Genomic DNA, 11,845 nt, shown 5'->3' on the forward strand with positions numbered 1-11,845 from the left:
CAGCCTCGTCAGTTGCGCGCCGGCAACGGAGCGGGCGAAACTTTCTGGTTAAAAGCGGCCAGTTGAGCACCTTGGTATTGAGAAGCAATATCATTTGCATCGATTTGCAAAAACCCTTCGCAAATCAGCTCACCCAGCCAGTCTTGCCGCCCTTTTTCTCCCCGAGAGTGCGTCGCCCGGACCCAGCCAGTCGAGCTCTGCCCGCCCGCCCTTTCTGGAGAAAACAACATGGCCTATATCAAGAGCCGCAAACACGCCGTCGCACGCGCCGTTCCTCACCTTTCGGGTGCCGCCGCAGCCACGCTGCTGGCCATCGCAGCCCCCGCCGCCTTTGCCCAGACCGGGCGGGCACTGCCTGAAGTCCGCGTGCAGGATTCGAGCGCCGCCGACTACAAGACCGACACCTCGGCCAACCCGAAGTTCACGGCCCCGCTGGTGAACACGCCGCAGACCATCCAGGTGATCAAGGAACAGATCATTCGCGAGCAGGGCGCGACCACGCTCACCGAAGCGCTGCGCAACACCGCCGGCGTCGGCACCTTCTTCCTGGGCGAGAACGGCAACACGAACACCGGCGACGCCGTGTTCATGCGCGGCTTCGACAGCTCCAGCAGCATCTTCGTGGACGGCATCCGCGACCTGGGCTCGGTCTCGCGCGACATGTTCAACATCGAGCAGGTCGAAGTCGTGAAGGGCCCGTCGGGCACCGACGTGGGCCGCACCTCGCCCACCGGCTACATCAACCTCGTCACCAAGAAGCCGAAGCTCGAAGACAGCTTCCTGGGCTCGCTCGGTTTCGGCAGCGCCGACTACAAGCGCGGCAGCATCGACTGGAACAAGTCGCTCAGCAGCGCCAATGGCATCGGCGCCGCCTTCCGCCTGAATGCGGCGATGGAAGACTCGGGCGTGCCCGGCCGCGACTTCGTCAAGAACAAGCGCACGGCCATTGCACCTTCGATCGCACTCGGCCTGAATTCGCCCACGCGCTTTTACTTCGACTATCTGCACGTCGACCAGGACAACGTGCCCGATGGCGGCGTGCCGACCATCGGCCTGCCCAGCTATTCGAACCCCGATCCGGTTGCCCTGGGTGCACGTCGCCGCAGCTTCCTGAACTACGCGGCACCGGTCGATCCGAAGAACTTCTACGGCACCGCCTACGACTTCAACAAGGTGACGGCCGACATGTTCACCGCGCGCGTGGAGCACGACTTCACGCCCGACATCACGCTGCGCAACACGACCCGTTACGGCAAGACGAAGCAGGACTACATGCTGACGGCGTTCATGCTCGGCGGCCTGGGCACCAACGGCAACCCGCCGCCCTCGGGCAACACCGCGTTCCTCAGCACGCCGATCCCGGGCCTGCCGTCGACCTGGACAACCACGCGCAACCTGCCGACCAACAAGAACCAGGAAAACACGATCTTCGTCAACCAGACGAACGTGACCGCCAAGTTCAACACCGGCAGCCTGAGCCACTCGCTCAGCGCGGGCGTCGAGCTGATCCGTGAAGAGCAGTCGAGCCTGGGCTACTTCAGCCCCGGCGCCACGTTCAACGGCAAGGTCGTGCAGAACGGCGCCTGGCCCGTGGCCAACCTGTACGCGCCGAACCCCTACGTGAACGGCTACAACCGCATGCTCAGCGGCGCCGACAGCAAGGGCGTGACCAACACGGTCGGCCTGTACGCCTTCGACACCGTCAAGCTCAACGAGCAATGGCAGATCACCGGCGGCTTGCGCTTCGACCACTACAGCACCTCGTTCCAGAGCGCGACGCTGTCGACCGCAACGACCAACCCCGGCCTGCCGGTCGGCACGCTGGTGCCCTCGTCGCTCAAGCTCTCCGACAACCTGTTCACCGGCAAGATCGGCGTGGTCTACAAGCCCGCGAAGAACGGCAGCATCTACGCGGCCTACGGCACCTCGGCCCAGCCCCCGGGCGGCGCGAACTTCTCGCTGTCGGCCGCCGGCACGGGCAACAGCGCGGCGCGCACCGACTTCCTGCCGCAAAAGGCCAAGACCTTCGAAGTGGGCACGAAGTGGGACGTGCTGGACGACAAGCTGTCTCTGACCGGCGCGGTCTATCGCACCGACGTGACCAACGAAGTCGTGCAGGACCCGACCAACACCGCGCTGTACTACCAGAGCGGCAAGAAGCGCGTGCAGGGCATCGAGCTGGGCGTGGCGGGCACCATCACGGAACGCTGGGGCATGAGCGCCGGCTTCACGACGATGGACACCAAAGTGCAAAGCGGCCCCAACGTCACCGCCGACGGCACCAACGTGCTGACCTACACGCCGAAGAACTCCTTCACGGCCTGGACCACCTACCAGTTCCCGTTCGGCCTGACGGTCGGCGGCGGCGCGCGCTACAACGGCAAGCTGCACCGCGGCACCGACGGCGCGGTGGGCACACCGGCGTACATCGACTCCTACTGGGTGTTCGATGCCATGGCGTCGTACCGCATCAACAAGAACGTCGACATCCAGCTGAACATCGCCAATGTGTTCGACAAGCAGTACGCGGCTGCCATCAACAAGAGCGGCTACCGCTACACGCCGGGCATCCCTCGCTCGGCCAAGATCACCGCGAACTTCGCGTTCTGATCCCGACGACCGCGTCGCCTCTGTGCCGGCCCTTGCGGCAGGCGCGGTGCGACACTCGAGCCCCGGCCTGCGCCGGGGCTTTTTTCTTGTGGAGTTCACCGAAATGATGCTGCATGTGCCCGACGTGCTGAGCCCGGACCAGGTGCGCGAGATGCGCGCCGCGCTCGATGCCACCCATTGGGTCGACGGCCGCGAAACCGTGGGAGACCAAGGCGCGCAGGTGAAGCGCAACCGCCAGTTGCCGGAGTCTTCGCCGGTCTCGCGCGAACTCGGCGCGACCATCCTGGCGGCGCTCTCGCGCCACGCGCTGTTCTTCTCGGCGGCGCTGCCCGCGCGTTTCGTGCCGCCGCTGTTCAACCGTTACGAGGGTGGCGAGCACTACGGCGTGCATGTCGACGGCTCGGTGCGCGCGGTGCCGGGCAGCAGCCAGCAGCTGCGCACCGACCTGTCGTGCACCCTCTTCTTGAGTGATCCGGAGGATTACGACGGCGGCGAGCTGGAAGTGATCGACACCTACGGCTCCCACGAGGTCAAGCTGCCGGCCGGCGACCTCATCCTTTATCCGGCGAGCAGCCTGCATCGCGTGCACCCGGTCACGCGCGGGGCGCGGGTGTGCTCCTTCTTCTGGCTACAGAGCATGGTGCGCAGCGACGCCCAGCGCGGCATGCTGTTCGAACTCGACCAGACCATCCAGAAACTGCGCGCCCGCCTGGGCGAATGCGAGGAAACCGTGGCGCTCACCGGCCACTATCACAACCTCTTGCGGCTCTGGGCCGAGGTGTAACACCGGCTTGCAAACTCCGACTGCATGTCAGTCATAGTGATTGCAAATGCGATGGATTCTTATTTATAATGAGTCACATCCAACAGCCAGCCAACTGCCGCTTTCACCGCCATGATCGTTTGCGTCTGCCGCCGAGTCTCTGACCGTGAAATCGCACGTCATGTGCGCGCGGGCATGACTTTCGACGAAGTCCAGTTCGAACTCGGCGTGGCCACCCAGTGTGGCCAGTGTGAAGGTTGTGCCCGCGACATCGTGGCGCAGTGCAGTGTCTCTCACCCGGTCGCCGCCCTGAACTGCGAATCGGCGCCGAGAGCGATCCAGCTTGCCAACTCCATCAAGGAAAGCAAAGCATGGAACTCGTCTCGGCTCTCGGCGGCAGCCTGATCCTCGTCGCCGGCTCTGTCTGGTGGATTTTTCGCAAGTAGCGTCTCTGTAGCGGTTTTGCTGCAATCGGGGCACGATTTGTAGTGCCCGCATTCGAATGGTTGATCGTGTCTGACCGCTTTGCCCCCCCTCCCTCCTTTCTTGGCCTGTCGCGCACTGTCGTCATTGCCGGCGGCGTGATCCTGTTTCACGGCGCCGCGCTGTGGGCGCTGCAAAGCGGCCTGCTGCGTCGGGCCGCCGAAGTGGTGATTCCCGTCGAGATCCTGAGCCAGTTCGTCGAACCGCCGAAACCCAAGGCCGATCCGCCGCCCCCGCCTCCTCCGCCGCCGCAACCCAAGGTGAGCAAGGCGCCGCCGCCGCCGCGTCCGCAGGCCATCCGCGAACCCAAGCCGACGCCCGCGCCGAACGCGACCTCGGGCACCACCGAGCCGCCGCCTCCACCCGCGCCCCCGGCACCGCCCGCGCCGCCGGCCCCTCCCGCACCGCCGCCGTCGCCCCCAGCGCCGCCCGCTGTGCAACTGCCGTCGAGCAATGCCGACTACCTGCAGAACCCGAAGGCGGTCTATCCCGCCATGAGCAAGCGGCTCGGCGAGCAGGGCAAGGTGATCGTGCGCGTGCTCGTGGGCGCCGACGGCCTGCCCAAGAGTGCGGAGGTCAAGAAGTCCAGCGGCTTCGACCGCCTCGACGAGGCCGCCGTCGAATACATCATGAAATGCCGGTTCGTGCCCGGCAAGGTCAACGGCGTGGTGCAGGCCATGTCTTACGACGCCCCCGTCAACTACGTCCTGAACTAATTTTTCTCTGGAGCAACTTCGTATGGATTCCCAATTTGGCTTGATGAACGTCTGGAATCAGGGCGACTTCGTCACCAAGGCTGTCGCGGTTCTGTTGATCGGCATGTCCCTCGCATCGTGGATCGTGATCATCGTGAAGGCGCTCGACGTCATCAAATACAAGCGCCTGGCCAAGCACTCGCAGGACTTCTGGCACAGCGAAGACTTCGCCACCGCCCTGAACAAGCTGGGCACCGACGACAGCAACCCCTTCCGCGCCCTGGCGCTCGAAGGCCGCGAAGCCGCCGCCCACCACCGCAACACCAAGGCGCACCTGCATGACGCGCTCGACGTGAGCGACTGGATCACGCGCGCCCTGCGCAACGGCATCGACGCCTTCACGGCGCGCCTGCAGACCGGCCTGGCCATCCTCGCTTCGGTGGGTTCGACGGCGCCGTTCATCGGCCTGTTCGGCACGGTCTGGGGCATCTACCACGCGCTGATGAGCATCGGCTCGGCCGGCCAGGCGACCATCGACAAGGTGGCCGGCCCGATCGGCGAAGCGCTGATCATGACGGCCCTGGGCCTGGCGGTCGCCATTCCCGCCGTGCTGGGCTACAACGCCCTGGTGCGCGGCAACAAGTTCGTGCTGACCAAGCTCAACAGCTTCGCCCACGACCTGCACGCCTACTTCGTGACCGGCGCCCGCGTGCAAAGCGGCAGCGGCGAAGCCGTCGTGGTTCCGCTCAAGAAGGGCTGAGCAGCATCATGGCTTTCGGAACTCAAGACGAACCCGATGAGGTGATGAACGAGATCAACATGACGCCGCTGGTCGACGTCATGCTGGTGCTCCTGATCATCTTCATCATCACCGTGCCGGTCATGAAGCACGCGGTCAACATCGACCTGCCCCGCGCCAGCAGCGAACCCGAGCAGCCCAAGCCGCAGAACATCCTGTTCAGCGTCACGGCCGACGGCGCCTACTACTGGAACGAACAGAAGATCGACGACAGCGAGCTGCCGAACCGCTTGGCCGCCGAAGCCGCCAAGGAACCGCAGCCCGAGCTGCACATCCGCGGCGACAAGGCCGTGCGCTACGAGCGCGTGGCCAAGGCCATGGCCGAGGCGCGCGAAGCCGGCGTGCGCAAGATCGGCTTCATCACCGAGCCCGACACGAAGTGATCTGAACGGGTGAATGACGGATCGAAAAAAAGTTGATCGCGACGATTGACTTTATATTGAGAATCATTATCATTCACTCATCGCTTCCATAAAAGGGAACTCCAGATGCCAGCCACCCCGAATGCCTTTTCTGTCCTGAACCACCCTTCGCTCGACCAATCGGGTGGCGGTCATGCATCGATCCAGGCAGCGCGTCCGGCGCCGATGGTCGAAAGCACGGAGCTTCTGAAAGGAAGCAAGACCGTGGGCATCATGCACAACGGCTCGCTCTACCGGCTTCAAGCCACCAAACTCGGCAAGCTGATCCTGACCAAGTAGGTCGTTCAGCCCGCCCCTCGCGCAAGTTTCATCGTGGGGCGACTCGAGGAGATTCATCTCCGAAGGGTCGTTTTTTGCTAGCCAACGGTTCGCCGACTAGCCAAGCTTTTTTTCACGCTGAAGCCCCGAAAAAGAAAACGCCGACCATCTGGTCGGCGTTTTGCTTTGGGCGAATGAAAAGGCTTACAGGCCGAGCGCGGCGATGCCGGCCTTGGCGATCTGCGCGTCTTCGTTCGACTTCACGCCGCTCACGCCCACGGCGCCGATGACGTGGCCGTCCTTGACGATCGGCACGCCGCCTTCGAGCAGGCCTTCCACCAGGGGCGCCGTCAGGAACGCGGTGCGGCCGCCGTTGATGATATCTTCATAGACCTTGCTCTCGCGACGGCCCATGGCGGCGGTGTGTGCCTTGGCCGGAGCGATGTGCGAGGACAGCGCGGCGGCGCCGTCCAGGCGCTGCAGCCAGAGCAGGTTGCCGGCGTCGTCGGAGATGGCGATGGTCACGGCCCAGTTGTTCTTCAGGGCCTCGGCTTCCGCTGCAGCGGCGATGGCCTTGACGTCGGCGAGTTCGAGGAATGATTTGGTCTTCATGGATAGGCTCAGGTTGCGTCGAAACCCGACAGCATAACGGCGGGGCGCCGCAGCGTCCCGCGGGGGCTTAAGAACAACGGGCATACGGTCTTTGCAAGGCCCCCTCTTGCAGCCCCCTAGAATGCGCCCAACTGCGTGTCATTGCATGCAGCAACCTCAGGAGCTTCGGCCATGAACGACCGTGTGACCACCCTCGACACTTCCACCGGCTACGGCCAGACACTGCCGCAGGCCGAACGCCAGCGCGTGCTGCGCAATACCTACTGGCTGCTGGCGCTGAGCCTGCTGCCCACCGTGCTGGGCGCCTGGATCGGCGTGAGCACCGGCATCACCCGCTCGCTCACCGGCGGACTCGGCCTGATCGTCTTCCTCGGCGGCGCCTTCGGCTTCATGTTCGCGATCGAGAAGACCAAGAACTCCGCCGCCGGCGTGCCGGTGCTGCTGGGCTTCACCTTCTTCATGGGCCTGATGCTGTCGCGCCTGCTCGCGATGGTGCTGGGCTTCAAGAACGGCCCCGAGCTGATCATGACGGCCTTCGGCGGCACCGCCGGCGTGTTCTTCGTGATGGCCTCGCTGGCCACGGTCATCAAGCGCGACCTGTCGGGCATGGGCAAGTTCCTGTTCGTCGGCGCCCTGGTGCTGATGCTCGGCGCGGTCATCAACGTCTTCGTGGGCTCGAGCACCGGCATGCTGGTGATCTCGGTGGCGGCCATCGGCATCTTCTCGGCCTACATGCTCTATGACCTGAAGCAGATCATGGACGGTGGCGAGACCAACTACATCAGCGCCACGCTGGCCCTGTACCTGGACATGTTCAACGTGTTCCAGAGCCTGCTGGCCCTGCTGGGCATCTTCGGCGGCGAGCGCGACTGAGCGGCTTGCTCCGACCCCAAGAAAAAAGGCCCCGTGGGGCCTTTTTTCATTCCAGCTCGAAGACCGCGATCGACTCGACGTGCGCCGTGTGCGGGAACATGTTCACCACCCCCGCGAAGGTGCAGCGGTAGCCCGCTTGGTGCACCAGCAGGCCGGCATCGCGCGCCAGCGTCGACGGGTTGCAGCTCACGTAGACGATGCGCTTGGGCGGCGTCCAGCCACCGGTGCGCAATTCAGGCTGCTGATGCAGGTCGGCCATGGCCTTGGCCAGCGCGAAGGCACCTTCGCGCGGCGGATCGACCAGCCACTTGTCGGCACTGCCGTCGGCCACCAGCATCTCGGGCGTCATGTCGAACAGGTTGCGCGCCACGAACCGGGTGGCCGAGAGCGCACGCCGCTCGGGCGTTGCAGGCTGGTTTCTCTGGAAGTTGTCGGTGGCGCGTGCCACCAGCGTGTCGCTGCCCTCGATGCCGAGCACCTCGCGCGCCTGGCTCGCCAGCGGCAGCGTGAAGTTGCCCAAGCCGCAGAACCAGTCGATCACGCGCTCCTCGGGCTGCACGTCGAGCAGGCGCAGCGCCTTGCCTACCAGCGCACGGTTGATGTGCGGGTTGACCTGGGTGAAATCGGTGGGCTTGAACGGCATCGTCACGCCGAACGCGGGCAGGCGGTAGGCCAGCGGCGTGCCGCCCTCTTCCAGCAGCTTCACGGTGTCCGGGCCCTTGGCCTGCAGCCACCATTGAACGCCCTCGTTCTCGGCCGCGAACGCCTTGAGCCGCCCGATGTCGGCGCCCGACAGCGGCTCCAGGTGCCGCAGCACCAGGGCGATGGTGCCCAGCGCGGTCGAGTCCGGCGCGTCGCCGCAGGCCAGCTCGATCTGCGGGCAGGTGTCACGCGCGTCCATGGAACCGATCAGCGCGCGCAGCGGCATCAGCATGGCGCTGACTTGCTTGGGCAGCACGGGGCAGACCTGCATGTCGGCCAGGTAGCGGCTCTTGCGCTCGTGGAAGCCGATCAGCACCGTGCCCTTCTTGACCACGTGGCGCACCGACAGGCGCGCACGGTAGCGGTAGTGCCAGGCCGGGCCCTCGAGCGGGCGCAGCAGGTTCTCGGGCTTGACCTTGCCCAGGTGCCAGAGGTTGTCTTCGAGTGCACGCTGCTTCACCGCCACCTGGGCGGCGGCGTCCAGGTGCTGCATCTTGCAGCCGCCGCACGCGCCCGTGTGCAGGCCGAAGTGCGGGCAGCCGGGGCGCACGCGCTGCGAGGATTCGCGGCGGATCTGCGTGACCGTGCCCTGTTCCCAGTTGTTCTTGCGGCGATGGACGTTGAACTGCACCTCCTCGAAGGGCAATGCGCCTTCGATGAACACGACCATGCCGTCGGACTTGTGGGAGACGCCTTGCGCGTCCAGGTCGAGCGACTCGACCTGGAGCCATTCATCGGCGGGGCTCGCGGGGACTTTCTTTTCTTCGATGGATTCCGTCATCCCCCGATTGTCTCAGCGTGGCCGGGGTGGTCCCGGCGCGACGGGTTACCTTCTTTTCTTCACACCGCTAGAACAGCGCGTCGCGGCCGACGCCGGAGCGCGCCAGCTGCTTGCGCATCTTGGCCAGGGCCTCGTTCTGGATCTGCCGCACGCGCTCGCGCGTCAGGCCCAGCCGCACGCTCAGCACCTCGAGCGTCTCGGGCTCCCGGTCGTGCAGGCCGTAGCGGCCTTCGAGCACCTCGCGCTCCCGCGCGTTGAGGGCCTGCACCCACTGGTCGAGCAGGCGCTCCACCTCGTGCGTGTGCGTCACGCCGGCAGGGTTGCCCTGCTCGTCGTCGGAGGCCACGGTGTCGGCCAGCGTGAAGCCCTCTTCGCCGCGCGCGTCGCCCGCATCGAGCGAACGCGGCGCCTCGGCCAGCGCCAGCAGGTCGGCCACCGCCTGCACCTCGCGACCGAGCAGCGCGGCCACGTCCTCGACGCGCACGCCGTCCGGCCGGCTCGCGAGGAACTCCGCGTCGCCCTCGAGCGTGCGGCGCGCCCGCAGGACCTGCTGCAGTTCGCGCACGACATGCACCGGCAGGCGGATCGCCCGCGACTGCGTGATGACGGCGCGCTCGACCGACTGGCGGATCCACCAGGTCGCATACGTGGAGAAGCGAAACCCGCGTTCGGGCTCGAACTTCGTGATGGCATGCATCAGCCCGAGATTGCCTTCCTCGATGAGATCGGACAGCGGCATGCCGCGCCCCAGGTAGTTCTTGGCGATGTTGACCACGAGCCGCAGGTTGTGCTCGATCATCGATTGCCGCGCCGCGAAGTCGCCGGCGCGTGCGGCGCAGGCGGTGGTGTATTCCTCGGCGGGAGTGAAGAGCCCGGTGCGCCGGACCTGGCGCAGGTAGATGGTCAGGGCATCGGCGCCCTCGCCGCCCATGACCTCGGCGGCGGTGCCGTGAGGCGGGGCCGATGCTGCGGAGGGAATCGACGGATCCGCTGCGGGGTCGTCGGGAAGAGCGTCCGTGCTCAGCGGCTCGTCGCTGCTGTCCTGATGGCCATTGCGGCCACCGTTGCTTCGAGGTGAAGGGCTGCCCTGCCCCGCCAGCCCACGCACGGGCAGTGTGCGAAGAGGGCGGGAGGCAGCCATGGCATCACCGGTTGGGCAGGTAGCGCGACGGGTCGACGGGCTTGCCCTGGCGGCGGATCTCGAAATGCAGCTTCACGCGATCGGCGTCGCTGTTGCCCATTTCGGCGATCTTCTGGCCCTTCTGAACCGACTGGTCTTCCTTCACGAGCAGCGTCTGGTTGTGCGCATACGCCGTGAGGTAGGTGTTGTTGTGCTTCAGGATGATCAGGTTGCCGTAGCCGCGCAGGCCGGCACCGGCGTAGACCACACGGCCATCGGCCGCGGCCAGCACGGGGTCGCCGGCCTTGCCGCTGATGTCGTAGCCCTTGTTCTTGGCTTCGTCGAAACCGGCGATCAGCGAACCGCTGGCAGGCCAGATCCAGCCCAGGTCGTCGTCGCCCGAGCTGCTCGGGCCCGAAGGCGAGGCCGTGACAGGCGGCTTGGTGGTGCCGCTCGCGCCGCTGGCCGGCACGGCCGGCGTGACGGACGCCTGCGGAGCCACAGGCTTGGTCGTCGCCTCGGTGGCCGCAGCAGGCGCAGAGGTGGACGGTGCGGTGGCGACCGCCGTGCTCCCGCCGGTCGGTGGAATCACGCGCAACACCTGGCCGACTTCGATCAGGTCGGGGTTGTCGAGGTTGTTCCAGCGCACGATGTCCTGCCAGCGCTGGCCCGTTTCGCTGCCGATGCGGCGGATGGAGTCACCGGGGCGCACGGCGTAGTAGCCGGGCTTGCCGTAGTTCTCGATACCGGGGAGCGGTTTGCCGGACGCGTCGGTCGTGATGGGAGGACCGCCGGGCGTCGTTGCCCCGGGTGCGCGCGTCATGGTGCCCCGGTCTTCGACCGGTGCGGGACCGCGCGGTGCGGAGCAGCCCGCGATCACGAGCACAACAGCCAACGTGATGCCTGCGAACAAACTCCGATTGCCAAAACCCTGCATTTGTTATTCCTTCAAGCGATGCCCGATTTTAGGGGGACAAAGTGAACCGCCTCAAGAATGCGCCGCTCGAGCCCACGGGGGGTCTTGTCGATCACGACGAGGGCCTGTCCACCCGTGGCGGAATGGGTCGGCGCGACGATGCGCCCGCCCACCGCGAGCTGCGCGATCCAGGCCTCGGGTACGGCCTCGCCGCCTGCCGCGGCGATGATGCCCGCGTACGGCGCGCCCTTCGCGTAGCCGATCATGCCGTCGCCCAACATCAGGTGGACGGTGGCCAGGCGGAAGTGCCGCAGATTGGTGCGCGCGCGCTCGTGCAGTCCGCGCAGGCGTTCGATGCTGTAGACCTCGGTCGCCACCTCGTTCAGCACCGCGGCCTGGTAGCCGCAGCCGGTGCCGATCTCGAGCACGCGGCCCAGCCGCTCCTGCGGCTTGCCGGCCAGCGCCGGCGCGCCCAGCAGCAGCTCGATCATGCGGGCCACCACATTGGGCTTGGAAATGGTCTGCCCCAACCCGATCGGCAGGCTGGTGTCTTCATAGGCCTGGTTGACCAGCGCGCTGTCGACGAAGCGATGCCGCTCGACGGTGCCCATGGCGCGAAGCACGCGCGCATCGGTGATGCCCTGCGCCGCGAGCTTTTGCACCATGCGCGCCCGCACGGCGTCGGAAGCCATCGAGGGCGTGGACGGGACCATCGGCTTGACCGGCACAGCGGGCATGCGCCCGCGCGTGGCGGCCGAAGCGGTGGGGGTCAGTCGAACCGGGAAACTGGGCCGCGGAGGGGTCGCCATGT

General features: G+C 66.2%; 14 protein-coding genes. 8 read left to right on the top strand and 6 right to left on the bottom strand.

Annotation, left to right across the window (positions count from 1 at the left end; all coding sequences use genetic code 11):
• Positions 1 to 8: 8 nt before the first annotated feature.
• Positions 9 to 230 (bottom strand): hypothetical protein, encoded by a 222-nt coding sequence (locus AC07O4_RS24235; protein ID WP_307694215.1) that lies wholly within the window; start codon positions 228 to 230, stop codon positions 9 to 11.
• Here AC07O4_RS24235 and AC07O4_RS24240 point away from each other — a divergent pair.
• From AC07O4_RS24240 to hemP, 7 genes are all read left to right on the top strand, one after another.
• Positions 229 to 2,610: a catecholate siderophore receptor Fiu gene (locus AC07O4_RS24240; RefSeq protein ID WP_307586075.1), complete on the top strand. Its 2,382-nt coding sequence runs from the start codon at positions 229 to 231 to the stop codon at positions 2,608 to 2,610. The two genes, AC07O4_RS24235 and AC07O4_RS24240, sit on opposite strands and share 2 nt — an antisense overlap.
• 103 nt (positions 2,611 to 2,713) lie before the next feature.
• On the top strand, positions 2,714 to 3,394 hold the full coding sequence (locus AC07O4_RS24245; protein ID WP_070059743.1) for a Fe2+-dependent dioxygenase: 681 nt from the start codon (positions 2,714 to 2,716) through the stop codon (positions 3,392 to 3,394).
• Between the two features lie 111 nt (positions 3,395 to 3,505).
• Positions 3,506 to 3,778: a (2Fe-2S)-binding protein gene (locus tag AC07O4_RS24250; protein WP_062473051.1), complete on the top strand. Its 273-nt coding sequence runs from the start codon at positions 3,506 to 3,508 to the stop codon at positions 3,776 to 3,778.
• A gap of 104 nt (positions 3,779 to 3,882) precedes the next feature.
• The gene (locus AC07O4_RS24255) at positions 3,883 to 4,572 is read left to right on the top strand and encodes an energy transducer TonB (RefSeq protein WP_070059744.1); all 690 of its coding nucleotides are present in this window, start codon (positions 3,883 to 3,885) and stop codon (positions 4,570 to 4,572) included.
• Between the two features lie 22 nt (positions 4,573 to 4,594).
• Complete coding sequence (locus tag AC07O4_RS24260) at positions 4,595 to 5,311, top strand: MotA/TolQ/ExbB proton channel family protein (RefSeq protein ID WP_062479023.1); 717 nt, start codon at positions 4,595 to 4,597, stop codon at positions 5,309 to 5,311.
• Between the two features lie 8 nt (positions 5,312 to 5,319).
• Positions 5,320 to 5,733 (top strand): ExbD/TolR family protein, encoded by a 414-nt coding sequence (locus AC07O4_RS24265; RefSeq protein WP_062479026.1) that lies wholly within the window; start codon positions 5,320 to 5,322, stop codon positions 5,731 to 5,733.
• A gap of 105 nt (positions 5,734 to 5,838) precedes the next feature.
• A complete protein-coding gene (gene hemP / locus AC07O4_RS24270) occupies positions 5,839 to 6,051 on the top strand; it encodes a hemin uptake protein HemP (RefSeq protein WP_062479029.1) in 213 nt (70 codons plus the stop codon).
• A gap of 183 nt (positions 6,052 to 6,234) precedes the next feature.
• Here the strand turns inward: hemP and AC07O4_RS24275 are convergent, their stop codons facing one another.
• Positions 6,235 to 6,642 (bottom strand): GlcG/HbpS family heme-binding protein, encoded by a 408-nt coding sequence (locus tag AC07O4_RS24275; RefSeq protein ID WP_056583078.1) that lies wholly within the window; start codon positions 6,640 to 6,642, stop codon positions 6,235 to 6,237.
• 171 nt (positions 6,643 to 6,813) lie between these two features.
• On the opposite strand from AC07O4_RS24275, the gene AC07O4_RS24280 reads away from it, so the two are divergent.
• Positions 6,814 to 7,515: a Bax inhibitor-1/YccA family protein gene (locus AC07O4_RS24280; RefSeq protein ID WP_062479032.1), complete on the top strand. Its 702-nt coding sequence runs from the start codon at positions 6,814 to 6,816 to the stop codon at positions 7,513 to 7,515.
• Positions 7,516 to 7,561: 46 nt separating this feature from the next.
• On the opposite strand, the gene rlmD is transcribed toward AC07O4_RS24280, so the two are convergent.
• From rlmD to AC07O4_RS24300, 4 genes are all read right to left on the bottom strand, one after another.
• Positions 7,562 to 8,998: a 23S rRNA (uracil(1939)-C(5))-methyltransferase RlmD gene (rlmD, locus tag AC07O4_RS24285; protein ID WP_139706094.1), complete on the bottom strand. Its 1,437-nt coding sequence runs from the start codon at positions 8,996 to 8,998 to the stop codon at positions 7,562 to 7,564.
• 67 nt (positions 8,999 to 9,065) lie between these two features.
• Entirely contained in the window at positions 9,066 to 10,139 is a 1,074-nt protein-coding gene (locus tag AC07O4_RS24290; protein WP_495305877.1) for a sigma-70 family RNA polymerase sigma factor, read from the bottom strand.
• Positions 10,140 to 10,143: 4 nt separating this feature from the next.
• Positions 10,144 to 11,055 carry a peptidoglycan DD-metalloendopeptidase family protein gene (locus AC07O4_RS24295; protein WP_062479036.1) on the bottom strand — a complete coding sequence of 304 codons (912 nt, stop codon included), beginning with the start codon at positions 11,053 to 11,055 and terminating at the stop codon, positions 10,144 to 10,146.
• Between the two features lie 11 nt (positions 11,056 to 11,066).
• The gene (locus AC07O4_RS24300) at positions 11,067 to 11,843 is read right to left on the bottom strand and encodes a protein-L-isoaspartate(D-aspartate) O-methyltransferase (protein WP_095950964.1); all 777 of its coding nucleotides are present in this window, start codon (positions 11,841 to 11,843) and stop codon (positions 11,067 to 11,069) included.
• Positions 11,844 to 11,845: the final 2 nt, after the last annotated feature.

This window comes from Variovorax sp. GW821-FHT09D04, from assembly GCF_059416405.1.